The following is a 25,815-nucleotide window of genomic DNA, read 5'->3' as shown; positions in this document are numbered from 1 at the left end:
CTTTTAAAAAAATATTTTTTTTAGGAAAATGTAAGCCAGCTTATTGATCGGCCTGTATGTTATTGGTTTTATAAATCCTCACGTTAATGCTAATTTATGTAACTCAGCTGATTTTTTGTTTTAAAAATCTAAATCATTGTCACTTGTAGCTCAGCGCAACATTACCAAATCCGCACACGATCCTGTGGTGCAAGATAGAGTGCATCACCCGGTTGCACATCAAACGCTTTGTACCATGCATCGTGATTTCGTGGTGCTTGGGTTCTGTATCGGCCGGGAGCATGGGTACCTGCGCGAAGTTGATTGAGCATACTTTGTTCTGTGCGCTTTTCTCGCCAAACTTGAGCCCATGCCAAAAAGAAACGTTGATCACCCGTTAAACCCGCAATAATCGGCGCTTCTTTTCCGTTTAAAGACAACTGATAAGCGTGGTAAGCCATCGCTAGCCCACCTACATCTCCAATGTTCTCACCTAAGCTATTACGACCATTCACAAAATTACCCACGATAGGTTCATATTCACTATACTGAGCGGCAAGTTTGTCAGCTTTAGCATCAAACGCAGCGCGGTCCTCCTCCGTCCACCAATTACGTTGAATACCATTGGCGTCAGATTTTGAACCCTGATCATCAAAACCATGTCCCATTTCATGCCCAATAACGGCTCCTATAGCGCCGTAGTTAACCGCATCGTCAGCATTTGGATCAAAGAAAGGGGCTTGTAAAATCGCCGCCGGAAATACAATCTCATTAAACGAACTATTGTAATACGCATTGACTTGCTGCGGCACCATGCCCCAGCGTTCACGATCTGTTTTTAGTCGTTCTCGCTGCACACTTTGAGCTTGGAAAAATTGCCGTAAGTTTCGCACATTACCAATGAGGTCATCATCACCAATTGAGACGCCTTCAAACGATTGCCACTCATCTGGGTAGCCAATTTTGGGATGAAAAGCCATTAGCTTAAGTTTAGCATTCACTTTGGTTTCGCTGCCCATCCAATCAAGATTATCGATGCGTTCACCAAGTGCTTTTCGCAGGTTCTCAACTAAGGTTGCCATCTTTTCTTTGGAGCTTGCAGGAAAATACTTGTCTACATAAACTTTACCAATAGCAAAACCTAATGACTGCGTTCCCGATATTTCGGCAATAGCCCGCTTCCAGCGTGGTCTTGGTTCTTTTTGGCCATTTAGCATGGTGCCATAAAACCCAAAGTTGGTCAGGTATATTTCGTCAGATAGCATGCCTGCGTTGTTACTAATAGCATGATAACGCAAGTAGTCTTGCCAAACTGACAGGGGCTGACTGTTAACCAGTTTGATCATTTCTTTTACCGGGTCTGGTTGGGTAATGTTCAGCTCTGGAATGATATAACCTGAAGACGCAAAATAGGTATCCCAGTCAAAGCCAGGATACTCCTCTAGCAAATCACTGCGAGCAATTTGGTTAAGCGTAAGGTCACGGTTTCTGCGTTTTTCACGGGGCCACTGGAGCGTTGCAATTTTTGTCTCTAAGGCAATGATTTGATCGGCTTTAGTGGCTGCATCGTCAACCTCTATGAAAGAAAGGGTCTGGATGATGTTCTCTTTATAGGCGGCTAAAATATCGTTAAAACGCTCGGTATCTGTTAAATAGTAGCTTCGATCAGGCAGACCAAGACCGCCGGTACCAACCGACATCTGATATGCATTTGGGTCTAGACGGTTAATACCAAGTCCGGCGTTTATTGGACTGCTTACTCCTGATAGCCATGCATTACCAAAAACGGAGGTTAAATCGATAACCGAATCAATATCGTCGATTTGCTCCAATACTGTTTGGATTGGCTGTAATCCTTTCGCATTTATTGTATCAATATCCATGTAAGCATTGTAGAAGTTAGCAATGAGTTGTTCTTCAAACGACAAGTCTTTTGCTTTGCTAATGTTATTAATAATTTGCTTAACACGTTCTTCACTGCGATCAGCCAACACAGAAAAAGCACCATAACGTGTTTTATCCGACGGCATTTCAAAATTGTCATACCAAGTGCCACTGGCATACATGAAAAAATCATCACCGGGCTTGATAGCTAAATTACGCGCGGCTAATTCAATCCCAAAGACCCCTAACTCAGGTTCACTGGTTGATTGCGCTAATTTGGTTTGAATATTTTGCGTTTTTTGTTTGGCGGCCATATTGGTTGTTGAATCACAGGCACCAAGGATAAAACTGCTGGCGATAGCCATGGCTAAAATCGATTTTTTCATGAATTCTCTTTTGTCGTTTATTTCTAATTTGAATTTTTCGTCAAATTGTTGCTTGCTGACTTACCGTGCATAAGTATCTTAATGATGATGACTGCGTTAGTCCGTAACTAAATCGTTACTTTTTGTGTCAAGTGGACCTACCATGCCGATAAGTAGGCCCAATTAGGATGTGCAAGTCGATTTTTAAGCTTGTTTAATTTAAGCTTGTTTAAAGGGAAGCACACTTTCGCTTTGTTGTTTATATTGTTGAATACCTATTTTTTCACGTTGCAAAAAGTCAAGCACAGCGGCTTGAAAATCGGGGTGCTGTAAATAATGATTTGAATAGCAAAAGGTAGGTTCAAACCCCCTCAGTATTTTATGCTCGCCTTGTGTGCCGGGGTTAAATTGGCGCAGTTTCTTTTCTATCGCAAAGTCTATCCCCTGATAATAACAACATTCGAAATGCAAGCCTGACACGTCCTGCAAAGCACCCCAATAACGCCCGAATAATTGCTGGTCATTGTAGAAAAATAGTGCGCTGGCGATACATTGTTCTGCATGATAAGCCATCACAATCATTATATTGTCTTGCATGTTGCTTTGGAGATAATCAAAAAATTCGCCAGTTAAATAGCCGTTGTGTCCACTTCGTTTCAAATAGGTTTGTTGATAGCACAAATAAAAGTCATCCAACACTTCTTTCGTTAGCATGTCTCCGGTTAACCTTTTGATAACGACGGTGTCAGTCTCCGATATTCTCACTGCTGCCGTTCTTTCTTTGCGAATAGAGCGACGCTTTCTTGAGGTCATTTGCTGCATAAAATCATCGAAATTATTATACCCTCTATTATGCCAAACAAATTGCACGCTGAGACGCTGTAATAGCTTGTCCTTCGCGAACTGGTCGCTTTGATACTCTGGCAAAAATAAGGAATGAAAAGATGAAGCGTGTGCTTCCTTCAATATATTGTTTGTGCTTGTGGTAATAAATGCTGTTATTTCGTCAAATGAATAGCCACACTCGTTATCAATGAGCAGGCGGCTGCCAGTAACTGGAGTAAATGGAATGCAAGCAACTAGTTTAGGATAATAGGGAATTTGATGATGTTGATATGCGTTAGCCCAAGCGTGATCAAAAATATATTCACCGTAGGAGTGAGTTTTTAAGTAACAGGGAATGAAACCGATGAGTCTGTTGATTGAACCGCTGGCTTCAATGACATCATGACTGGCTGCAACCACATTTTGTCTAGTTTCAATCACATCTTGTTTTTCGACGTTGCCTTCGATACCCTTTTCTTCGGTACCTCCTTGATTTGTTTCAGGATGCTCATAAATGCCAATATGATAGCTGTGCCAGCCTGTTTCGCCATTGACGCATTTAGTTTCTTCTAGCCCTTTGAGGAAAGCATAGCTTAAGAAAGGAGTTGAATATTCTTTATCATGATCGGACAGTTGTTGCCATTGTTGTTGAGTTATATCATCTACACTAAGGATAGGTTGCCAGCTTAACGCCATATTAGAAATTTACTTATTAGGAAGTATATTAGTCACTATGTCAGATAACGATGCAAAGATCATTAGACACAAATTAACTCGACTATTGTCTCGCCGCGAGCATAGTCAAACAGAACTGCGTAAAAAGTTATCCGATTTGGACGTTGACATGACGTTAGTCGACGACACGATTGCAAAATTTGCTAAAAAAGATATTCAAAGTGACACTCGTTATGCTGAGGCAGTTGTGCGCACGGCTTACCGAAAGGGCAAGGGGCCTGTCTTTATTGAACGCACATTATATAATCATGATATTGATTTGCAACGGGTAAGAATGCTTGTTAATGATGATAGTTTTGATTGGTTTGAGTCCTCAAAAGCAGTCAGAATGAAACGATTTGGTGACCCGTTACCAGATGATTGGACTGATAAACAAAAGCAAATGCGCTTTTTGCAATACCGTGGTTTTACGCAAGAACAAATTAAATACGCATTTGAGTGAAAGTTTAGGAAAATAGGGGGCTTAAGAGGCTTAACAAACTCACCTTTAACATGATATCTTCTATTCATATATAAACAGCATTTTTTGTTTTGATTTTCGAAACGCGTCGCAAACACCAACGTAAAACATGATTTATGACTAATACCGCTTGATAACACTCCGCTCTGTAGAAAAAAGCGCTGTGTTAGCAACGGTTGTAAACATAAATCCAGCAATGGTGAAAGCAAGCGGGATCAAGATAAAAGCTGTTTCAACATCTTTCCCACATAGAACGATTTAGGAACATAAATGGTACGCTCTACAGCCGAATTACGACGCACTTTCTTTGAATATTTTCAACAACATCAACATCATCTTGTTTCAAGTTCATCGCTTGTCCCACATGATGACCCAACGTTGCTATTTACAAATGCTGGCATGAATCAATTTAAAGACGTTTTTTTAGGGGCCGAACAGCGCAACTATACGCGCGCAGTGTCATCGCAACGATGTGTTCGTGCTGGCGGCAAACACAATGACTTAGAAAACGTTGGCTACACAGCAAGGCACCATACTTTTTTCGAAATGTTGGGAAATTTTAGTTTTGGTGACTATTTCAAGGAAGAAGCGATTAAATTTGCATGGCAGTTTTTAACTGGCGAACTCGGATTAGACAAAGACAAGTTGTTAGTAACGGTGTATCACGAAGATGATGAAGCCTTCGATATATGGGAGAAAACAATCGGTATACCTGCCGAGCGTATTATTCGAATTGCAACCGCTGACAATTTTTGGTCAATGGGCGATACCGGACCATGTGGTCCTTGTTCTGAAATTTTCTATGACCATGGCGCAGAAATTTGGGGTGGACCTCCGGGCTCACCTGAAGAAGATGGTGACCGTTTTATTGAAATTTGGAACTTGGTTTTCATGCAATTTAATCGCCAGAAAAATGGCGATATGTTGTCATTGCCTAAACCGTCGATCGATACCGGAATGGGCTTAGAACGTATTTCAGCGATACTCCAAGGTGTTCATAGCAACTATGAAATTGATCTATTTCAAAGCTTAATTGCTGCGGCAGCAGAGATTGTCGGATCGCAAGATTTAGAAAATAAATCATTACGCGTTATTGCCGACCACATCCGTTCATGCAGTTTTTTAATATGTGATGGTGTAATGCCATCGAATGAAGGTCGCGGTTATGTATTGCGTCGTATTATTCGCCGTGCTGTGCGGCATGGTTACAAAATGGGCGCAGATGACATTTTCTTTTACAAGCTAGTCAACACATTAGTATCCGAAATGGGGGATGCCTATCCTGAACTAGTGCAGCAGCAAGCAGTGGTTGAAAAGGTGCTTAAAGTAGAAGAAGAACAGTTCTCAAAAACGCTAGAACGCGGTATGGCTATCTTAAATGATGCGCTTAGCCAATTAGAAGGCAAGCAAGTGCCCGGTGAACTCGTATTTAAATTGTATGACACGTTTGGCTTTCCAGCCGATTTAACCAACGATGTTGCGCGTGAACAGGGATTGACCATTGATGAAGCCGGATTTGAAACGGCCATGGCACAACAAAAATCACAATCCCAGTCGGCGAGTAAATTCGGTGCTGATTATGCGAGCGTGTTGAGTATTGAGCATAAAACTGAATTTACGGGTTACACCGACGCAAACGGTGCATCTACTGTGATGGATATTATTGTTAATAATGCAGCCGTAACCGAGGCTAGTGACGAAGCATTAATATTACTTAAACGAACTCCTTTTTATGCAGAGTCTGGCGGTCAGGTAGGCGATACCGGTTTTATGTCATCGAGCAGCGGTAAAGCGCATGTTATCGATACGGTTAAGCTAGGCCAAGCTTTTGCGCATAAAGTGAAAATTGAGGGTGTTATTAAGGTGGGTGACAAGGTCGAACTTGTTGTTGACCAAGCACGCCGTGATCGCATTAAAGCGAATCACAGTGCTACACATTTATTACACGCAGCTTTGCGTCATTTGTTGGGCGACCATGTCGCGCAAAAAGGATCCTTAGTTGATGCCGAAAAACTGCGTTTCGATTTTTCACATTTTGACTCTATTTCTGCTAAGAAACTGCTTGAAATTGAAAACTTAGTCAATGCTGAAATTCGTTTAAACAATGCATTGACGACTCAATTGATGGAACTCGATGAAGCAAAAGCATCTGGCGCAATGGCGTTGTTTGGTGAAAAATATGATGAAAAAGTACGGGTTGTAAAAATGGGTGAGTTTTCAACTGAATTGTGTGGTGGCACGCACGTTGCTCGAACCGGCGATATTGGCTTGTTAAAAATAATATCTGAAGGTGGCATTGCATCTGGCGTTCGTCGTATAGAAGCGACAACTGGGCAAATGGCGCAAGACTTTGTGAATGACGGATCTGACAAACTTCATGCTATCGCGAGCTTACTAAAATCAGATAAAACCTCTGTCGTTGACAAAGTATCAACGGCTTTACAACAAATTAAGCTACTAGAAAAAGAGCTTAATCAGCTTAAACAGTCAATGGCTGGACAGAAAAGCAAGGACGTCATGTCCAATGTGATTGATGTGCAAGGCGTCAAGCTCCTTGTGGCGAATATGCAAGGCATCGAACCCAAGGCACTGCGTGGCATGATGGATGACCTTAAAAATCAACTGCAATCCGGTATTATCGCTTTAGGCGTAGCCAGTGACGGTAAAGTAAATTTAATTGCCGGAGTAACCAAAGATCTGGTCGGGAAATTTAAGGCTGGTGATTTAGTGAATCATATGGCGAGTCAAGTGGGTGGTAAAGGGGGTGGCAGACCGGATATGGCACAAGCCGGTGGAACAGAGCCGGAAAATCTTGATAAAGCGCTTGCGTCAGTAAAAAACTGGCTTGAAGGTAAGGTTTGATATTGGGTGAAAAATATTTTGTTACAAATTAGCCAGATTAAACGGAAAAAGTAGACTTTTGTATAATATATAGGCAAAAATTTTAGATTTTCTTTGGTAAAAATTAACTAATTAAAGTATATTTAAACCTGTTAATGGTCAATGTCGTACAAGATACATAACAGTTCTTCGATTCAGAATGATTAACCGGATTTAAACTAAAAGGAGCGACAACATGCTTATCTTGACTAGACGCGTAGGGGAAACTTTAATGGTAGGTGACAATGTCACGGTGACTGTTTTAGGCGTCAAAGGAAATCAAGTGCGAATTGGTGTTAATGCACCGAAGGAAGTTTCAGTTCATAGGGAAGAGATTTATATGAGAATACAGGCAGAGAAAGGCAACCAACCTGCTGTTGAAGACGAAGGGTAGTGTTTGTATTATCGCAGTGCCATCAAATTAATGGCGAAGGAAAACTCGGGTCATTCTGAGTTTTTTAATTTTTGTAGGTTGAAAACACAGCGTGTTGGTTAAAAAACTAACAAACGATCAAAGACAGTGAAAAAGTTGCTAAAAAAGCATTGACTTATACTACTCAGAAGGTAAACTTCCGCCCCACATTTAGGAGAGGTGGCCGAGTGGCTGAAGGCGCTCCCCTGCTAAGGGAGTATAGGGTTTATAGCCCTATCGAGGGTTCGAATCCCTCCTTCTCCGCCATTTTTTAATGGTATAAATGTGACGTTATTAAGGTTAAGTTTTACAACTTAATCGCAGTAACAATTAAGTAGTAACAGAAACAACATGCGCATGTAGCTCAGCTGGATAGAGTACCTGGCTACGAACCAGGCGGTCGGAGGTTCGAATCCTTCCATGCGCACCATACATCGTTGGTAGCAAGTTTAGTAAAAAGTTTAGTAGAAAGTTTAGTAGAAAGTTTAGTAGAAAGTTTTGCGCATGTAGCTCAGCTGGATAGAGTACCTGGCTACGAACCAGGCGGTCGGAGGTTCGAATCCTTCCATGCGCACCACATTAGGGTCCTTCGGGGCTTAAAAAAGCCTTAGTCTTTACTAAGGCTTTTTTTTTGCTATTTGTCCCATTCTGACTATCCACACAATACGTATTGTAATGTAAAGGTTTGCTAATGTAAGAAAGCAGCCAACCTCCCAGATCGATATATCGCGCACTGTTGGTGGATAAATAAGGTTATTTGCGTAATGAGCATTAAAAATTCGTAAATAATGAATAATAATTGAGAAACTATCGATTGCAGTGCATAAAATTATTGTTTTTATTCATTTGCAAAAAAATATTTTCGATTGTAATTGTTTTCGTCGCGTGCTATTTATCCTAGCCAGATTTTTGGAAGTCCTCTTTAAGGCAACATCATGTCAACGCAAATGAACGACCAACTAATGGAAGCCGGCATTTTACTTGCCGTTGGTATGTCAGTCGTGTTTGCATTTTTAATACTCCTAATAGCTGGTATCCACGGCATTGCTTGGTTCTGCCGTAAATATCCGTCTGCTGAAGTTATTCCTCATGCTGCACACAATCGCACTATACAAGATCGCACTACACAAGATAACAATAAAAAATCACCTACGTCAGTGAGCCCTCAAGTCGCCGCCGCTATTACTGCAGCCGTGCATACACACAGACACACAACTTTAAAATCATAGGGAACACATTATGTCCAATCCATTAAAGATCACCGAACTGGTCTTGCGAGATGCGCATCAGTCTTTACTTGCAACTCGCATGCGCTTGGACGATATGCTCCCGATTGCAGCTAAATTAGATGATGTAGGTTATTGGTCCGTTGAGTCTTGGGGCGGTGCTACTTTTGACGCTTGTATTCGTTACTTAGGTGAAGACCCTTGGGAGCGTATCAGAGCGCTCAAAGCAGCAATGCCTAAAACCAAACAACAAATGTTATTGCGCGGTCAAAACTTACTTGGTTACCGTCACTACGCTGACGATGTGGTGGAAAAATTCGTTGAAAGAGCTCACGCTAACGGCGTAGACGTGTTCCGAATTTTCGATGCAATGAACGACGTGCGAAATTTAGAAACTGCAGTTAAATCGGCAATTAAAGTGGGTGCGCATGCGCAAGGTACGATTTCTTATACTGTCAGCCCTGTACATAATTTAACGTTATGGCTGGACATGGCAAAACGCCTAGAAGACATGGGTGTGCATTCGATTTGTATTAAAGATATGGCGGGCTTACTTAAACCATACGATTGTGAAGCACTTATTACGGGATTAAAAAAATCCGTTAATGTGCCTATTGCTATGCAATGTCACGCGACCACAGGTTTAAGTACAGCAACTTATCAAAAGGCAGTTGATGCTGGTATCGATATGTTAGATACCGCGGTGTCGTCGATGAGCATGACTTATGGCCATACTGCCACCGAAACCATGGTGTCCATTGTTGAGGGTACCAATCGCGACACCGGCTTAGATATTGAGAAGCTGGCCGAGATTGCGGCTTACTTTCGTGTAGTACGTAAAAAATACGCACAATTTGAAGGCTCCTTAAAAGGCGTTGATGCGAGAATACTTATTGCGCAAGTGCCGGGCGGCATGTTGACCAACATGGAAAGCCAATTGAGAGAGCAGGGTGCTGAGGACAAATTCGACGAAGTGCTACTTGAAATACCCCGAGTACGTGAAGACTTGGGTTTTATTCCGCTAGTCACACCCACTTCTCAAATCGTAGGTACCCAAGCAGTATTGAACGTATTAACAGGCGAGCGCTACAAAAGTATCACCAAGGAAACGGCGGGTGTGCTTAAAGGTGAATACGGTGCTACGGCAGCCCCGGTTAACAAAGAACTACAAACACGTGTGCTCGAAGGTGGAAAAGCAATTACCTGTCGCCCTGCAGATGAAATTGCGCCCGAACTCGTCAAGTTAGAAGAAGAGCTAGATGCGCTGATTGAACAAAAGTCATTGCGTATTGCTAAAGATAAAATTGATGACGTGCTGACTTATGCCTTATTCCCGCAAGTTGGCTTAAAGTTCATTGAAAATAGAGACAATCCAAGTGCATTTGAACCCGCTCCAACTCAGGAGTCAGCGGTTATTGAAGCAACTAGTGCCGAGCCATTGGCTGGCGATGCTGGCGCCTACAAGGTGCGCGTTGAAGGTCAGGTTTATCATGTGGAAGTTGCTGAAAACGGTGAAGTCAGTAATATCGCCGCAGCATCAAATAGCCCAGCGTCAGCCCCGGCGCCAGTTGGTGAAGGGACTGATGTCGCAGCACCTTTGTCAGGCAACATCTTAAAAATTCTGGTAGCACAAGGACAACAAATCAACGAGGGTGATGTTATTTTAATTCTCGAAGCCATGAAAATGGAAACCGAAGTAAGAAGTGCGGTATCTGGTGTTGTACAGCAGATAATAGCCAAAGAAGGCGATGCCGTTCAGGCAGGTCAAACAATGATGGTCATCGGGTAGACTCATGGAAAAGTTATTAATTCTCTGGGATAGCACATCAATTCCGCATTTTGAACCGGGTCAAATAGTAATGATGCTAGTTGGTTTTGGTTTGCTCTACTTAGCCATTGTACGCAAATTTGAGCCACTCTTACTGTTACCGATAGGATTTGGTGCCCTCCTGACTAATATACCCTTAGCCGGCTTTAGTGAAGCGGGTGGGCTGTTACATTATATTTATTACGTTGGTGTCGATACAGGCGTGTTTCCGCTGCTGATTTTTATGGGTGTTGGCGCGATGACAGATTTTAGCGCATTGATCGCTAATCCTCGTATGCTATTGCTTGGGGCCGCTGCTCAATTCGGTATATTTGCAACTTTGTTTGGTGCGATACTATTAAATGGCTTGCCTTGGTTTGATTTTAGCATGCAGGATGCATCAGCAATTGCCATTATTGGCGGCGCCGATGGGCCAACCGCCATATTTTTGGCATCCAAGTTAGCTCCAGAACTGTTGGGCGCTATTGCCGTTGCCGCCTATTCTTACATGGCCTTAGTACCGATCATCCAACCGCCCATTATGAGAGCCTTAACAACGCCTGAAGAGCGCAAACTGCCTATGGCTCAACTACGCGTTGTGTCTAAGAAAGAAAAGATCCTATTCCCGTTAGCTGTGTTGGTCTTAACCTTAATATTTTTACCCGCAGCAACCCCCTTGGTTGGTATGTTCTGCTTTGGTAACTTGCTTAAAGAATGTGGGGTCGTGGATCGCTTAAGTTATACAGCTCAAAACGAACTGATCAATATTGTAACCATATTCCTTGGTCTGGGTGTGGGTTCCAAACTCAGTGCCGATAAATTTTTGACGGTTGAAACGCTGGGTATTTTAGCGCTAGGTGCGGTTGCGTTCTCAATCGGCACTGCAACCGGGGTATTGATGGCAAAATTAATGAACAAGCTCAGCAAAGACAATATTAACCCACTAATCGGTGCTGCAGGCGTTTCTGCTGTTCCTATGGCAGCGCGAGTGGTGAATAAAGTTGGGCTTGAATCTAATCCACATAACTTCCTACTAATGCATGCCATGGGGCCAAATGTTGCCGGCGTATTGGGGTCGGCGGTTGCCGCGGGGATATTGTTGGCGCTGGTTGGGCCTTAATTTTTAACTGATTGGTTGGCGCGTATTTTTCTAGGCATTAGCCTAGCCTATAGCTTCTAAAATTTCAGCTTGCAAAAATAATACGAATAACGCATCTAGTCGAGATTTTTTATTTGAAGGACTAGTTGGAATGACTTTTGCTTAATCCAAATATTACGATAAATTTATTTATGAGTATTTTGATTTGCATATAGCGTTCCCTCTTCATCTATTCACAAAAGCCACTGTTGCATCAGCTTTTCTGCTGTGTACAGCTTTTTGGGTAAGTGCACAGCAAACTTCAATAAACGCCGCGCTTGAGCGTTATCAGCTTGGTGAGGAACTTATATTTACACTGCAAATTGATAATCTCAGATATGGAGAGCTGTTTGGGGTCGTGCAAGAGAAAGGAGTGATGATTTCGTTCACTGAGTTTATCACAATGCTGGATTTTCCTATTCAACGACAAAATAAGGAAGATTATGTGTATTCTGGATGGTTTATTAACAAAGACAACGCTTTTGAACTAAGATTATATACAACAGCTCGTGGTCAAATCATTGGTGAGGTCAAAATCGATGATGATCTCAAATTGTTAAGTTATTCTGATGTTTATGATTTTGCAGGTGAGCGGCTTTTTGATATCACCCAAATGGCAAGCTGGTTTGGCATTTCTACTACACTTGATTATCGAGATCTAATAATACAGGGTAAGCCTAAGGTTAAGCTTCCCATTCAATTAAAGTTTGAAAGAGGGAACCGAAAGGTTTTTAATTCATCAAGTCGAACGCTTAAATATCCAAATTATGATTTTGGCTACCATTGGCGGTCGCATCAACTAATCGATGCAAGCGTCTTTTCACAATACGCAAACGACGAAGTTAGAAGTTCGTATAGTGTTATTGGTATTCAAGACCTTGCAAAATTATCTACTCGCTTCTATTTCTCGGGCTCAGAGCAGGACGCCCTCCAGCAAGCTGAATTAAATTTTCAAAGACAATCGCCTGAAGGTAATTTATTGGGACCACTCAATGCGACCAATATTAGTTTTGGCGACATTTTACCCACTCGCACAGGGGGCAGTTCAAGTAGCCAAAGTTTAGGCGTATCTATTAACAACAATAAACTGGGTGCTAATTATGACAGCGACATTACGTCTATAAGAGGCTTAGTACAAAATAATTGGGATGTTGAACTTTATCAAAACGACGTACTGATAAGACAAGCCAATAATGTGAGTAATGGCCGTTACGATTTTGTTGATATTCCGCTCTTTACAGGCTTGAATAAATTTGAAGTTAGGAAGTACGGTCCTCAAGGGCAATTGGAAAAAGAACAGTTCGAACGAAATGTTGACGGTAATTTGTTCTCCAACGCTCCTAGCTACAATGTTTCGTTAACGCGGACCAATTCGACTTTGTTAGGCGTTAGTGACACTGACGGTTTGGCTAATGATTGGAATCTATCAGGTAACTACGGCTATGCTGTCAACAATTGGTTGTCAACAAGTGTTGGCCATTCTTTATTTTTAGGAGATTCAGACCTTGCTAATAGTTACAATATTTCAAGTTCAGCAAGAATCTCGAGTAGACTACTGGGTAATTTGGGTTTTGTTTACTCTGACACCGGCGCAACGTCATTGCGTGCCAGTATCCAATCAAGGTACTTTGACCAAAATCTAAATATCAGTGTTGCGAGAAACCTTGATGCTGATAGCCAAGAATCAAAACAATTTTCGATATTAATGAACGGTAATATTTTTTCTCAACCTTGGGGCAGTGTTAGCTATACAAATGACTATCGATATTCTGAGACAAAAAATGATGTTGCGAGTACCTTTTTTTCCAATGGCTTGACCTTCGACAGTCGATATCTCACATTTAACCATTTGTTGAACTATCAAAATCAAAAATCAAGTGATGGCACTGAAACTGAGTCTACGACAGGCTTAGTTGCGCTTGGTTCTAGAATCAATAGAGTCAATGCCCGGTTGAATGCAAATTATGATTCAACCGCTGATTTTCAGTGGATATCTTATGGCGCAGGAATAAGTTGGAAGTTTGCATCCAAATACTCTACACGACTTGCCTATCAAAAGTCAGCGATCTCTGACAATGAAAGCATTTCCTTCGGTGTCGATTGGCGTGAGAAAAGCTATGCGATTAACACACAATTAAGACACGATACAAGTTCGGGGTTAAATGTTTCTGTGAACGCGCGATTTAGCTTGTCTGAAGCGCCCGTTAGTCAAGGATACTTAAGCACAGACTCTAGCTTAACTTCAGATGGCGTTGTTTTAGTAAGGTTATATGAGGATAAAAATTTCAATTTTATCTTTGATGAAGGCGATCGGCCTCTTGAGGATGTAAAAGTAACAGCTAGCCAATTTAATATTAGCGCTAAAAGTGATCACGAAGGTATAGTAAAACTGCGAAGACTAAACTCGTTTCAAAATACAGACCTACAAGTTGACTTAACGACCTTAGATGACCCATATTTAATTCACTCCACTGAAAGCACTGCTGTTACGCCGAGGACAGGTTTACTGACACTAGTCAATTATCCTTTCATACAAAGTACTGAAATTGATGGTGTGATTGTTTACATTGACGAGTACGGAGAAGAGAAAGAACTTCCTTACACTAATGTTGAGCTTAAAAACTCAAAGGGAATTACGGTTGCCTCTGCAAGAAGCGAGTTTGATGGTTACTTTTACATTAATAAAATACCGCCAGGAAAATATGTCGTTGCAATAGACGTAGAATCTTTAGATTCCTTAAGTCTTAGCTTTAACGACAAGGTTGAACTGCATTTAGATCAACCAGGAGCTTTCATCAATGGTGTTAAACTGACACTAAGTCAACAAAATATTAGCAATGGTTTTTTAAGTTATATCGCAGACTTTTCAACTGTAAAGGTGGCAAATACGTATCTTCGAATTTTGAAGCAACGCAGCGCTAATAATCCAATATTGAGCAATGCTTTTCTAAGCCACGATAAAAAGTCGGATAGATATTTTATCGGACTTGCTTTGTTTTCAGAGGACAATGCAGCCGAACAGCTTTGTCAACAAATTAGCAACGATGTTAAATCGTGTAAAATTCGCTCGCATAAAATACTATACTAAAACCTTGGCGCGTATTTTGCTTATCTTCATATACAGAGTCTACCGATTGAGTCACCTGACAAAAAAATGACTCAATTATTTATTAAAACATACATCAGATGGAGTTAACTTTATGAACTCGTTTTCAAGAAGCATACTGACTTTGTTTCAAGCCATGGTTTGTCTGCTTGCTGTTACTGGGTGTGGCATGTTGCGTTCTTCAATAGTAAGTGACAACAGTAAAATTGATGCAGAGATTGAGCTAGCAGAAAGATCACAAGAGTTAGCAACTGAATTAAAAGATTTTCAAGCATTAAAACCGAGCTTAACTCGGTTGGTTGCTTTAGAGTCAGATTTAAACTTTTTATTAGACGAAGTAAGTCGATTTAGCGAGAGCAACCCTGTCGTATATAACAAGTCAAGTAGAACTCCCGCTAGCGAATTATCAAAAGTACCCTCGGGTAACAATGTAGTCTATAAATCGGATGGTTCTATGGCGTCTAGTGCTGATAGAAAGAATAACAATAACAACAATGTAAGTGAATTTGAAACTAGAAATCTTGAGTTCGACCTTTTGCGTCTGCAGCAAAACCTTGCCTCAGCTAAACCAGGTTCAAGTTCTTTGAGCGTTGGGGAATTCTCGTCGCGAAGTAATAATAATCAAGATGTAGAAGTGGCTTCTGCGAAACAAATCCTGACTATTGATAAATCACGAAACAATAAATTTCAGGGCAATCAGGGACCCAATGAAATTGTGGGCAATATAGAAAACATGACCCCAAGTAAGTTTTCATCCCAATCTCCAACAAACGAGAAGTTACCGATTGTTGATAAATGTGCAAATCAGCCAACATCGAATAGCAGTAATTTTGCTCTCCATCTGGCTTCATATAAAAATTTGAATAACGCTAAATCGGGATGGGTCAAGTTGCGTCAGAAATATGCTAGCACTTGGTGCGACGCGTCTGCAAAATTGGAAACAGTGAACGTAAAAGGAATCGATTATTTTAGCTTACGTGTCGGTGGTTACGCTTCCAAAAACGTGGCGAACCAAATGTGCTCAAGAGTTAGAATTCAAGGGGACTATTGTCAAGTTGCTAGCTTTAGTGGTGTGGAAATCTGATGGCAATAGCACGTTTTTGTTTTCTTTTGTTAATCCTGATGTCAGCGTCAAACTCTTTTGGACAAACACCGCTGCTTGAGGAGATTACAAAAGTAGACTTTGGTACCGTTGCTATTGTGAATAACGACAGTCCTCGAAGAATTATTTTGGATCGTGCCGGAAATTATCAAGTAGGCACTGGTATCTATATATTGAGAAGAGGGCAAGCAGGTTTATATCGAATCAGCGGCTTTGCGGGCAACGTAAGACTGTTCATTACAGTAACCGCTTCTCAAGGCTCAACAACCACAGAAGATTTTTCGCCTGAACAGTTCACTATTATTTCTTATGATCACAGCGAATCAGTGACAACCAACGGATTAGGCGTTACCGAGTTTTTGGTAGGAGGTATTATCGAAACAAGTGGATCGGGCACAACAAATTTTAGAGACACAACGTATACAACTCAATTGCGAGTTTCAATAGATTTTTAGAGGTTTTACTATGTTATATAAGCTACTACTTTTTACCTGTTTAATTTGTTCACCATTGTTTGCAAACGCTGATCTCTTGGTGTCACCAACCCGGATTATTTTTGGAGAAAGAGACCGAGTTAAAGAGGTTATCTTAATCAATACCGGCAATTTTAAAAGAAGTTATCGAATAGAGTGGAGCGAAAAAGCGGTTTCAAAAACCGGGCAATATTTAGAGATAAACGAGGGAACTCCTGATTTTGCTGTTAGTCCATTTATTCGATATTCTCCTCGACAGGTGTCTTTGCAACCGGGAGAAAGACAAGTTGTTAAGTTACTTATTCGAAAGAATAACCAAATGAACTTGGATGAATACCGCTCCCATTTAAGGTTTTTGGCTTTGCCTGTTGAGACAAAAGCGCCAGAACAATCTGAAGTGGCAGGTATGGCATTGCGATTAGATGTACTTACCTCTTACACAATTCCTATTCTCTACAGAACAGTTGAAGTTCAACCTCAGATAAATATAGTGTCGGTTGACATCAAAAAAAATGCTGTCGACAAAACAGAAATATTTGTGACACTAAATAAGAAAAGCAGTACGAGTATCATAGGGTCATTGTTTGCATACATAGAAGACAAAGAAACGGGCAAAAGAATAAGAGTAGGGGAATTAAACAGTGTTCAGATGCTCCACGAAACAGAGCAAACAACGGTCAAGATTATATGGCAAAACTTCGAGACGTATCTCCCATATAAAGGTAATCTTGAAATTGAGTATTTGGGAAACCAAGAGTTTACAGGGCTTGTATTTGATAAAAGCACAAGCAATATTTCAATTTAGGCACTTTCAGAGAGGGTTAATTCTAACCCTTTTTTTTCATTCTCGAATTAAACTTTACTCTTTTAGCTAAACATTATATTGAATATGACGATCACAAATTAGTTGTTTTGCAATGTACATCGTTATATGAAAAAACAGTTCAAAGAACGTGGGACCAGTTTGAAAAGCAAATAAAACGTGTTTACTAAAAGTTTCAATTTTTTATTAAGGTTTTTCAAATTTAGTCGATATAGTTTTTGTTAGGCAGCAAAACCTTACGATCAAACTTTCACGTTTGAGTTGACACAGAGAAGGCAATAATGCAATCGACTGTGTCGTTTAACTTTTAAAGAGTATTTGGAGATTTCCATGTTAAAACGCAATCAAATTATTAAATCGTTTTTCGTTTCTGGGTTATTAGTTGCAGGTTCTGCTTCTTATGCTCAAGACCCAATCAACACCGACGCAACAGTTGTTGTTCAAAACACATTCGCATTTGCACAAGATGCAGCATTGAGCTTCGGCACACTAAGAGCAAATGCTGATTCTAGTGCTGCAGATTCCGGCGGTGATGGTTCCGCTACTCCTGGTATTACAGTAGCAACTTATACGGTTCGTCCTGATAGTGCAGTAACTATACCTGTAGTAAGACAACTTACTTCTGCTGGTGCAGCGGTTACGGGTGATGAAGCTACGCCAGCATCTATGAGTGTTCTAGCGGCGGGCAGTGCAGCATCGTATACAGCGTCTGGTGCATCTCCGTTCACACCGATTCAAATTCTTGCTTCAGGTACAAGTGATTCAACTACGTTGATCAACGCACTTGCTCCACCTAGCGCACCAAACTTTACTGTGGATCAATTCTTGTTTGAAGAAGTGGGTACCGCAGGTGTGGGTAGCGTAGAAGGCGCTACGTTTACTACTGATGTTAACGGTTCTGTGTCATTCAACGTAGGTGCAACAATATCTACACCAAATGCTGCAACAACTGTCGCCTATGCGGATGGAACTTACACCGGAACATTTACAGTAGAAGTATCTTACTAAGATAAGCATTTAAACGTTTAAATGCATTAGCCAGACGTCATTCGAAAGCCAGCATAGCGCTGGCTTTTCTTATGCCAAGAAAAAAATAATTGTTTGGATATTAAGTAGTGAAGAGTCAATAGAAAGGAGAGGTTAGGGTTATTTTGTTGATAGAACTTGTGAAATATACTCAAAACTGCTCAAAATGCTTATCCACCAAACTAAAATGCGAATCAATCAATTTTCTGGTAACTTCATGTTGCGGATCATCAAAAACGCTTTTGCTTGAACCTGCCTCAATCACCTTACCTTTATCCATTATCATGACTTTGTCGCTAATATGACGAACAATGCCCAGGTTTTGTGAAATGAATACAAACGCCATACCGAGTTCTTGTTGGATGTCGAGTATGAGGTTGACCGTTTGTGAACGTACAGAGGGGTCTAAGGCGGCAAATGGTTCATCTGCGACTATTACCTTGGGGTCAAGTATCATCGCTCTAGCGAGCGAAACGCGTTGCTGTTGACCATCTGATAACATATGTCTGTAAAAATAGTAGTGCTCTCGCAATAAACCGACTTTGACTAATGTTTGTTCTATTTTAGTTTTGCGTTCTTGCTGATTAAGCTCAGTGTTTAATAATAATGTTTGGCCAAGCACAGAACCAACCGTAACCGCCGGGTTTAAGCTATATTTAGTGTGCTGGAGTATGAGTCTAATATCGTGGTTGCGTGTTTTCTTATCACTCTGCTCAGCCTTTTTTCCTTCCAGCAATATACTGCCTTGCTGCGGTGTTATTGCGCCTACCAGTGCGCGCGCTAAGAGCGTTTTGCCTGAGCCATTATGACCGGTGATCGCGAGGGTTTCACCGGTATTCAATACGAAGTCGATGGGGCCGACGATGAATTCGTCAACGGGCTTAAAGATAGAGCGTCTTACCCGATGAGTATAAATTAGGTTTTTGACTTCCAATACAGGGATCATTGCTTGTTCTCTAAATCATCGTCTACTGGTGAATGCAGCGGAAAGTGGCAGCTATATGAATGTTGGTGTACCATTTTTTGTTCGGGAACTTTTACACATTCTTTGCGCGCATTAGGGCAGCGAGGACCCAAACGGCAGCCGATAGGCAAGTGTTTTAATGTTGGGATAGTGCCCGGCAGGGCGACTAAGTGCGATTTAGGAGGCAAATTGATTTGAAAACTAGGTGCACTATCCAGCAATGCCTTGGTATAAGGATGCAAAGGTCGACGGTGCAAATGCTTTACCTTGCCCGATTCGACTGTTTGTCCGCAATACAACACGGTCATCGTGTGAGCCATGCTAGAAATCGCAAGTAGGTCATGGCTTACAAATAAAATGGCGAGCTTTCTGGTTTCATTTAAACCCGATAATAAGCGTAATATTTGATTTTTCGTGGTGCTTTCCATACTTCGGGTCGGATCATCGGCAATCAGCAGTTCAGGCTCTGACACAAGTGCCATTGCAATCATAAATTTTTGCGCAATATCAGCGGCAATTTCATGCGGATAGCGTTGCATACATGCTTCGTGATTTTTAATCCCAACCTTATGCATTAAGCCAACAGCAATTTGTCGGCGTTGTTTATTGCGATGCCAAAACATGCCTTTGTCGAGTAATTCTTCTGGAATACTTTCTTCCAATTGAGATATCAAGGTTGCCGATGGGTCAAGTGATGATGTCGGATCTTGAAAAACCACCGCAATCTCACGACGCATTATGATGCGGCGTTGTTCATTAGACATGCCCAATAAGTTTTGGCCTTTCCAAGTTAAGCGGTCTGCAGTGATAATCCAATGGTCGGGTATTGCGCCAATAATAGCTCTTACGATCAGGCTTTTACCTGACCCTGATTCACCTACAAGTGCTCTAATTTCACCGGTTTCGACAGTTAAACTGACTTTATCCAAAGCCTTTACAAATACCGAACCGGTGTCTATCTCAACGGTTAGGTTTTTAACATCAAGAAGTGGCATTAGTGAATTAACCTATTGCGCAATGCGTTGCGAAGTCCTTCGCCTACAATATTGATTGAAAGTACCATTAAAAAGATACAGAACCCTGGCAGCGCAACTAGCCAAGGAGCCGAATAAGCAACTTCGAGGCTTTGCGATAAACTAGCACCTAATTCAACAACCGGGCTTTGGGCTCCCAAATTTAAGAAACCTAAGGCTGAAATATCGATTATTGCCACGGATAAAGCTAAGGTACTTTGCACCACTAAAAGCTCAAACATACTGGGTAATATTGATGACCAAAATATTCGAGTCGAACCTGCGCCATCTAATTTGTCCAATAATATATAGTCTTTTTTCATCTCCTCGCGAACAAAGGTACGAGTTTGATGGACGAATTGAGGGATCAACGCCAAGATAATCGCCCACATACTATTCCACAAACCAGTACCTAATATTGCCACAATAATAATTGCTATGAGTAAGGTTGGCACCGCCATTAAAGAATCCAAAAGGTGATTTAGAATACTGGACTTAATGCCTTTATTTATACCGGCGAACGTTCCGAGGGCAACACCAATAGTAGCTGCAATTAAGACTAAAAAAATACTCGAACCAAAGGTAACGCGGCAACCGTATAGTGTGCGTGAAAATACGTCACGACCTAAAGCATCGGTACCGAATATATGTGAAATACTGCCATTCCCTTCCCAGGCCGGTGGCAATAATATGGTATTCGTATTTTGCACGTTAGGATCATACGGCGCTAGTAGGGGAGCCAAAATAGCGATAGCGCAAAATAACAACAGGATCGCGGATCCGATAAGAGCAAAGTGACTGCGTTTGAATTCGAGCCAAATATGCATCACTGGGGAGGGATGAAATTCCTCCTGATAGAGATTAAACTGCGCCACGTTGAAACTTATCCCTAGCTGGGTCGATTGCTCGACTGATGAATTCAATGGTTATAGTAAGCGTAACAACAAATACAGAAACAACCAACATGCCTATCCGGATAGCTGGATAGTCACGCTGATAGATGGCTTGAATAATCCAATTACCAATTCCAGGCCAAGAAAAAATCGTTTCAACAACCATTGCATTGGTGAACAGTGTTGATATTTGCATTGCCATTAATGGTAAAATAGGTAGCAACGAATTGCGTAAACCGTGTTTGAAGAAAATCTGCTTAGTGGTAAATCCGCGAGATTTAGCGGCTTCAATATAGCCTTTGTTCATTTCATCCATAATTGAACGACGTGTGAATCGAATAAAAATAGCAGTCGTCACCAGTGCTATAGACGCTGTTGGCAGTATAAGATGCCTTAGCGCATCTAAAAAAGCATCCTTTTTATCAGGAATATCGGCACGCATGATATCCCAAAGAATAAATCCACTGCTGTGTGGTATGTCATACAAAAAGTTTACGCGTCCAGAAAGTGGCAAATAACCTAGCTGCAGGCAAAATATAGTGATAAAAATTAATGCAAGCCAAAATACGGGAAATGAATAACTCACGACACTAAAAGTCACAACGCCAAAGTCGAAAGGCTTGTGGTGCCAAATGCCACCAATAAAGCCTAACGGGATACCAACAAAAATAGAAACTAATAAAGCGTAGGTGATTAATTCAATGGTGGCAGGGAAGGCAATGCTAATTTCTTCTAACAGGCTGACTTGCGAGGAGCTACTTACGCCCCAGTCGCCGCTAATTAGATTTTCTAGATAATACCAAAACTGCACAAAAATAGAACGGTCTAGTTTGAAAACGGCTTCAAGTGCAACTCGTTGTTCATTTGATTGCGGCACAATCCCTGATATGTTTGTTAGGGTATCACCGGGAAACATGTAGGCTAAAGAAAACGAAATAATAACCAGTATGGCAATAGTCAAGACCATTAAGTTGATATATCGTAGTAATAAATTGAGCATTATTTACGCACCACATCGTCAAACCGGATACCACCAAAAGGGTTGATGGTCAAGCCTTCAATTTGATTGTTTACGGCTTGATATTGGTATGCATGAGCAATAGGTACTAGAGGTGTCTCTCTAAATATAATTTGATTGGCTCGATGATAAAAAATACGACGCTCATCGGAGTCCTCTATTTTCAACGCACTTTCAATCAGGGCATCATACTCTGGGTTGCACCACTGTGCTCTATTTGTGCCTGAGGGGATTGCCGCACAGGTTAATAGTGGACGATAAAAATTATCTGGGTCACCGTTGTCGGCAGACCAACCAATAAGCACCGAATCATGCATACCGGCTGTTAGATTTTCTCTAAACCGCGCCCAATCATAGCTAACAATGTTAACAGTAACGCCAACGTCGGCTAAATATGTACTCATTAACTGTGCCATTTTCATTGCGTTTGGGTTGTATGCACGTTGCACTGGCATCGCCCAAATATTCATTGTGAAGTTGTCGGGAATGCCCGCTTCATCTAGTAATTTTCGAGCGGTCACTGGGTTATAACCAGTATCCTGCATATTAGGTTGATAGGCCCAAGAAGCGGAAGGAACTAAACTTTTTGCTCTAGTGGCTTGGCCAAGATAAACCGCTTCAAGCAACGATGTGTTGTCGATTGCTAGCGCCAGAGCCCGACGCACTTTCGGATTATCAAAAGGAGGTTTACTGGTATTGAATGCCCAAAATCCAACATTTAAGCCTGGTCTTTCCAATAGCGTCAAGTCGTCTCTGTTTCTTATTATTTCAAGGTCGTTTTGTGATGGAAAGGCCACTGCGTCGCACTCACCTGTAATTAACTTTGCTACACGCAACGAACTTTTAGGTGTAATATCAAATACTAAATGTTCAGGTCCAATGGTATCTAAAAAATAATCACTGTGGCGTTGATAGCGAATAAATTGATCTTTACGATAACTAACGAATTTATAAGGGCCGGTGCCAATAGGAAGTACATCTATATTGCTTGGCGATCCTTCAGCCAGCAAATTCATGCCATATTCTGCCGATAAAATCACCGAAAAGTCAGTCGCTAAGTTTGCTAAAAACGAGCTATCTGGCTTATACAATGAAATCTCCACTCGATAGCCATTTATTCTAGTAACGTCTTTGATTGTATTTTTTAAGCCTAAACTTTGGAAATAGGGATAACTACCGCCGGATACTTCATGATAGGGGTGTGAGGCAACACGCCAGCGATCAATACTAAATACCACGTCGTCGGCATTAAAATTACGCGTTGGTGTAAAATAGGGTGTATCGTGAAATTCAACGCCTTTGCGCAACTGAAAAGTATAGGTTAGGCCGTCATTACTGACTAGCCAACTGCTGGCTAAGCCGGGTTCTATTTCACCGTTGTCAGTATTGAATTCAAGCAATCGGTCATAAATCTGATGCGAAGAAGCGTCCGCAGTGGTGCTCGATGTGTCTAGTTGTGGGTTAAATGAGGCGGGACTACCCTCTGAACAGAAAGTGATGCCTGCTTGGGTTATTTGGGTCTTTTGTTTAGAGCAACCCAACATCAATATCAGACTGAAGCTCAGTAATATTGCGCTTTTTATTATACGTAGTTGGGCATTTGGATTCATTATTCGTCGGTTTTATCTAATAGATTGTATTTCTTTAAATATCCTCTCAATTGATGATACGTCAATGAAAGCTTTTCCGCAGTTTTTTTCTGATTAAATTGTGCATCTTTTAACGCGCTATTCAACATGTGAATTTCAAAGTCTTGCGATTGCTCCTTTAAGTCAATCGGAAAATAAAGGTTTTTCTCTGCCGGAGAGACCGATACGGTAGTTGTTGCTTCGTCGCTTGACTGTGCAATAGAATCAAGCAGAGTATTATTGTCTACAGGCGCTGAGCTATTCATTGCGGAGTGCACAGCCGATGTCTGTATCGCAGTCCGTATACGTTGTTGCGGACGAAACTCGGATAAAAAGGGATTGACCACAATGTCATGTACTGGCAAATTCGGATTAGTTCGATAAACTGCGCGTTCTACAACGTTTTTTAATTCCCGAACATTGCCGGGCCAATTATATTCTAATAATGTTTTCTTCGCTTTTGCGGTAAACCCACTAAATAATTCCATTTCCAGCTCACGTGCCATACCAATCGCAAAATGCTCAGCAAGCATCATGATATCTTCTTGCCTATGCCGCAGCGGTGGGATCGTAATCACGTCGAAGGCCAAGCGGTCGAGTAAGTCAGCTCTAAACTCACCTTGCTCTGCTAGCGTTGGTAAGTCTTCGTTTGTGGCTGCCACCAAACGCACATCAACTTTTACCGTTCGAGTGCCACCAACACGCTCAAACTCACCATATTCGATGACACGCAGCAGTTTCTCTTGGACCAGTGCGGAGGTATTGGCTAGTTCATCCAAAAACATGGTGCCGTTGTCGGCATATTCAAAGCGACCTTCTCTTCTTTTTGCTGCACCGGTAAATGCACCTGCTTCATAACCAAAGAGTTCACTTTCGAGTAAGTTGTCATTCAATGCTGCGCAATTAAGTTTTACGTAATTTTGTTCCCAACGCTGAGATAAAAAGTGGAGTCTTGCGGCAATTAATTCTTTACCAGTACCGCGTTCGCCAATGACCAAAACGGGCTTATTGAGAGGGGCAATTTGGGAAACTTGTTCCAATACGTCCATAAAGCTATTGGCTTGACCCAGCAAATTATCCTGCTGCTTAAAGCGACTCATTATGATTTCCTTGAAAATTAGTCAATTTCACTAAAATATAGTCTACTTGAAAATAAATAAAAATCCTCAATTTCTTTAATAATTTTTTTATCTATATAAATCAATATTTTGTGACGTTTTGATAAGTTGGCAAGCATATTGAATAGAGTATACTAAATTAAACAACAATTTTTTAGTTTACACCAACAGAGGTAATTGACGATGGGTATATTTTCACGTTTTACAGATATCATAAACTCTAACATTAATTCGCTATTAGACAAGGCTGAAGACCCTGAAAAAATGGTTCGTCTTATTATTCAGGAAATGGAAGATACACTGGTTGAAGTTCGTTCAGCATCTGCAAAAACCATTGCCAACAAGAAAGACGTTAGCAACCGAGTCGCGCGATTAACTAATGAAGCTTCTGAGTGGCAGGATAAAGCAGAACTGGCTTTGAGCAAGGATCGCGAAGACTTAGCAAGAGCTGCATTACACGAGAAGCAGAAAACAGCTGAGTCGGCTAAATCATTAAAGCATGAGCTTAGTTTAATTGAGAGTGAGCTTGCGAAATTGCAAAGTGAAACTGGTCAGTTGCAAGAGAAGTTAGCTGACGCGAAAACTCGTCAAAAAACGATTCTGATGCGCCAGAAGACAGTAAGCTCGAGACTTGAAGTTAAGAAGCGTCTTGATAGCAACACCGTTGATAATGCTATGGGGAAGTTTGAACAATTTGAGCGTAAAATTGACGACCTAGAATCACAAGTAGAAGCTTATGATATTGGTAAAAAAACGCTAAAAGATGAATTTGCTGAGTTAGAAGCGGGTGGTAAAATTGATAATGAATTGGAAGCATTAAAGAAAAAAATGCAAGCTAACACTGAAAAACCAGCAGCAAAAGTGAAAAAATCTTAATTCTGGTATAACCTTAGTAATACAGTACAGCGCATTTTATTAACAGAGAATTTTACTAACAGAG

General features: G+C 41.2%; 20 protein-coding genes and 3 tRNA genes. 15 read left to right on the top strand and 8 right to left on the bottom strand.

The features are described from left to right. Positions 1–161: 161 nt before the first annotated feature. Together G399_RS0116130 and G399_RS0116125 are read right to left on the bottom strand one after the other, a co-directional pair. A complete protein-coding gene (locus G399_RS0116130) occupies positions 162–2,249 on the bottom strand; it encodes a M13 family metallopeptidase (protein ID WP_006013911.1) in 2,088 nt (695 codons plus the stop codon). A gap of 198 nt (positions 2,250–2,447) precedes the next feature. Continuing rightward, positions 2,448–3,749, bottom strand: coding sequence for a GNAT family N-acetyltransferase (locus tag G399_RS0116125; protein ID WP_006013912.1), 1,302 nt, complete (start codon positions 3,747–3,749; stop codon positions 2,448–2,450). A 37-nt stretch (positions 3,750–3,786) separates the two neighbouring features. Between G399_RS0116125 and G399_RS0116120 the strand changes: the two genes are divergently transcribed. The 14 genes from G399_RS0116120 (at position 3,787) to G399_RS0116055 (ending at position 18,223) form a co-directional block, all read left to right on the top strand. Then, the gene (locus G399_RS0116120) at positions 3,787–4,230 is read left to right on the top strand and encodes a regulatory protein RecX (protein WP_006013913.1); all 444 of its coding nucleotides are present in this window, start codon (positions 3,787–3,789) and stop codon (positions 4,228–4,230) included. A gap of 288 nt (positions 4,231–4,518) precedes the next feature. Then, positions 4,519–7,110, top strand: a complete 2,592-nt coding sequence (alaS, locus tag G399_RS0116115; RefSeq protein WP_006013914.1) for an alanine--tRNA ligase — start codon at positions 4,519–4,521, stop codon at positions 7,108–7,110. A gap of 214 nt (positions 7,111–7,324) precedes the next feature. Next, positions 7,325–7,522 carry a carbon storage regulator CsrA gene (gene csrA, locus G399_RS0116110; protein WP_026843809.1) on the top strand — a complete coding sequence of 66 codons (198 nt, stop codon included), beginning with the start codon at positions 7,325–7,327 and terminating at the stop codon, positions 7,520–7,522. Between the two features lie 192 nt (positions 7,523–7,714). Next, positions 7,715–7,807 (top strand) — tRNA-Ser (locus tag G399_RS0116105). Between the two features lie 86 nt (positions 7,808–7,893). After that, positions 7,894–7,970, top strand: a tRNA-Arg gene (locus tag G399_RS0116100). A 70-nt stretch (positions 7,971–8,040) separates the two neighbouring features. Further along, positions 8,041–8,117, top strand: a tRNA-Arg gene (locus G399_RS0116095). 358 nt (positions 8,118–8,475) lie between these two features. After that, positions 8,476–8,769 (top strand): OadG family protein, encoded by a 294-nt coding sequence (locus G399_RS0116090; protein WP_006013916.1) that lies wholly within the window; start codon positions 8,476–8,478, stop codon positions 8,767–8,769. 10 nt (positions 8,770–8,779) lie between these two features. Further along, entirely contained in the window at positions 8,780–10,555 is a 1,776-nt protein-coding gene (oadA, locus tag G399_RS0116085) for a sodium-extruding oxaloacetate decarboxylase subunit alpha (protein WP_006013917.1), read from the top strand. A 4-nt stretch (positions 10,556–10,559) separates the two neighbouring features. Beyond that, on the top strand, positions 10,560–11,693 hold the full coding sequence (locus G399_RS0116080) for a sodium ion-translocating decarboxylase subunit beta (protein ID WP_006013919.1): 1,134 nt from the start codon (positions 10,560–10,562) through the stop codon (positions 11,691–11,693). Positions 11,694–11,877: 184 nt separating this feature from the next. Beyond that, positions 11,878–14,799, top strand: a complete 2,922-nt coding sequence (locus G399_RS0116075) for a fimbria/pilus outer membrane usher protein (protein WP_006013921.1) — start codon at positions 11,878–11,880, stop codon at positions 14,797–14,799. Between the two features lie 112 nt (positions 14,800–14,911). Beyond that, the gene (locus G399_RS0116070; protein WP_006013923.1) at positions 14,912–15,901 is read left to right on the top strand and encodes an SPOR domain-containing protein; all 990 of its coding nucleotides are present in this window, start codon (positions 14,912–14,914) and stop codon (positions 15,899–15,901) included. Next, entirely contained in the window at positions 15,901–16,374 is a 474-nt protein-coding gene (locus tag G399_RS0116065) for a hypothetical protein (RefSeq protein WP_006013924.1), read from the top strand. Before G399_RS0116070 ends, G399_RS0116065 begins: the two co-directional genes overlap by 1 nt. 10 nt (positions 16,375–16,384) lie before the next feature. Further along, positions 16,385–17,197 carry a fimbrial biogenesis chaperone gene (locus G399_RS21365; RefSeq protein WP_006013925.1) on the top strand — a complete coding sequence of 271 codons (813 nt, stop codon included), beginning with the start codon at positions 16,385–16,387 and terminating at the stop codon, positions 17,195–17,197. 348 nt (positions 17,198–17,545) lie between these two features. After that, complete coding sequence (locus G399_RS0116055; protein ID WP_006013926.1) at positions 17,546–18,223, top strand: hypothetical protein; 678 nt, start codon at positions 17,546–17,548, stop codon at positions 18,221–18,223. A 169-nt stretch (positions 18,224–18,392) separates the two neighbouring features. On the opposite strand, the gene G399_RS0116050 is transcribed toward G399_RS0116055, so the two are convergent. The 6 genes from G399_RS0116050 to pspF are packed head-to-tail and all read right to left on the bottom strand — an operon-like array spanning position 18,393 to position 24,857. Further along, on the bottom strand, positions 18,393–19,187 hold the full coding sequence (locus G399_RS0116050; protein WP_006013927.1) for an ATP-binding cassette domain-containing protein: 795 nt from the start codon (positions 19,185–19,187) through the stop codon (positions 18,393–18,395). Further along, positions 19,184–20,200, bottom strand: coding sequence for an oligopeptide/dipeptide ABC transporter ATP-binding protein (locus G399_RS0116045; protein ID WP_006013928.1), 1,017 nt, complete (start codon positions 20,198–20,200; stop codon positions 19,184–19,186). The genes G399_RS0116050 and G399_RS0116045 overlap by 4 nt, the downstream gene beginning before the upstream one ends. Further along, complete coding sequence (locus G399_RS0116040) at positions 20,200–21,093, bottom strand: ABC transporter permease subunit (RefSeq protein ID WP_006013929.1); 894 nt, start codon at positions 21,091–21,093, stop codon at positions 20,200–20,202. Before G399_RS0116040 ends, G399_RS0116045 begins: the two co-directional genes overlap by 1 nt. Then, a complete protein-coding gene (locus G399_RS0116035; protein WP_026843808.1) occupies positions 21,080–22,111 on the bottom strand; it encodes an ABC transporter permease in 1,032 nt (343 codons plus the stop codon). The genes G399_RS0116040 and G399_RS0116035 overlap by 14 nt, the downstream gene beginning before the upstream one ends. Next, a complete protein-coding gene (locus tag G399_RS0116030; RefSeq protein ID WP_006013932.1) occupies positions 22,111–23,739 on the bottom strand; it encodes an ABC transporter substrate-binding protein in 1,629 nt (542 codons plus the stop codon). The genes G399_RS0116035 and G399_RS0116030 overlap by 1 nt, the downstream gene beginning before the upstream one ends. Next, positions 23,739–24,857 carry a phage shock protein operon transcriptional activator gene (gene pspF / locus G399_RS0116025; protein WP_006013934.1) on the bottom strand — a complete coding sequence of 373 codons (1,119 nt, stop codon included), beginning with the start codon at positions 24,855–24,857 and terminating at the stop codon, positions 23,739–23,741. The genes G399_RS0116030 and pspF overlap by 1 nt, the downstream gene beginning before the upstream one ends. Before the next feature lie 201 nt (positions 24,858–25,058). Here pspF and pspA point away from each other — a divergent pair, with 201 nt between their 5' ends. Continuing rightward, entirely contained in the window at positions 25,059–25,751 is a 693-nt protein-coding gene (pspA, locus tag G399_RS0116020; protein WP_006013938.1) for a phage shock protein PspA, read from the top strand. Positions 25,752–25,815 lie beyond the last annotated feature (64 nt).

It is taken from the genome of Brumicola pallidula DSM 14239 = ACAM 615, assembly GCF_000428905.1.
Taxonomy (GTDB): domain Bacteria; phylum Pseudomonadota; class Gammaproteobacteria; order Enterobacterales; family Alteromonadaceae; genus Glaciecola; species Glaciecola pallidula.
Note: the sequence above shows the minus strand (reverse complement) of the source record. Positions and strands in the feature narration are given on the sequence as shown.

Bases quoted from the DNA above. Each gene is read 5' to 3' on its own strand.
- G399_RS0116130 (WP_006013911.1), bottom strand. From the start codon at position 2,249: ATGAAAAAATCGATTTTAGCCATGGCTATCGCCAGCAGTTTTATCCTT.
- G399_RS0116125 (WP_006013912.1), bottom strand. From the start codon at position 3,749: ATGGCGTTAAGCTGGCAACCTATCCTTAGTGTAGATGATATAACTCAA.
- G399_RS0116120 (WP_006013913.1), top strand. From the start codon at position 3,787: ATGTCAGATAACGATGCAAAGATCATTAGACACAAATTAACTCGACTA.
- alaS (WP_006013914.1), top strand. From the start codon at position 4,519: ATGGTACGCTCTACAGCCGAATTACGACGCACTTTCTTTGAATATTTT.
- csrA (WP_026843809.1), top strand. From the start codon at position 7,325: ATGCTTATCTTGACTAGACGCGTAGGGGAAACTTTAATGGTAGGTGAC.
- G399_RS0116090 (WP_006013916.1), top strand. From the start codon at position 8,476: ATGTCAACGCAAATGAACGACCAACTAATGGAAGCCGGCATTTTACTT.
- oadA (WP_006013917.1), top strand. From the start codon at position 8,780: ATGTCCAATCCATTAAAGATCACCGAACTGGTCTTGCGAGATGCGCAT.
- G399_RS0116080 (WP_006013919.1), top strand. From the start codon at position 10,560: ATGGAAAAGTTATTAATTCTCTGGGATAGCACATCAATTCCGCATTTT.
- G399_RS0116070 (WP_006013923.1), top strand. From the start codon at position 14,912: ATGAACTCGTTTTCAAGAAGCATACTGACTTTGTTTCAAGCCATGGTT.
- G399_RS0116065 (WP_006013924.1), top strand. From the start codon at position 15,901: ATGGCAATAGCACGTTTTTGTTTTCTTTTGTTAATCCTGATGTCAGCG.
- G399_RS21365 (WP_006013925.1), top strand. From the start codon at position 16,385: ATGTTATATAAGCTACTACTTTTTACCTGTTTAATTTGTTCACCATTG.
- G399_RS0116055 (WP_006013926.1), top strand. From the start codon at position 17,546: ATGTTAAAACGCAATCAAATTATTAAATCGTTTTTCGTTTCTGGGTTA.
- G399_RS0116050 (WP_006013927.1), bottom strand. From the start codon at position 19,187: ATGATCCCTGTATTGGAAGTCAAAAACCTAATTTATACTCATCGGGTA.
- G399_RS0116045 (WP_006013928.1), bottom strand. From the start codon at position 20,200: ATGCCACTTCTTGATGTTAAAAACCTAACCGTTGAGATAGACACCGGT.
- G399_RS0116035 (WP_026843808.1), bottom strand. From the start codon at position 22,111: ATGCTCAATTTATTACTACGATATATCAACTTAATGGTCTTGACTATT.
- G399_RS0116030 (WP_006013932.1), bottom strand. From the start codon at position 23,739: ATGAATCCAAATGCCCAACTACGTATAATAAAAAGCGCAATATTACTG.
- pspF (WP_006013934.1), bottom strand. From the start codon at position 24,857: ATGAGTCGCTTTAAGCAGCAGGATAATTTGCTGGGTCAAGCCAATAGC.
- pspA (WP_006013938.1), top strand. From the start codon at position 25,059: ATGGGTATATTTTCACGTTTTACAGATATCATAAACTCTAACATTAAT.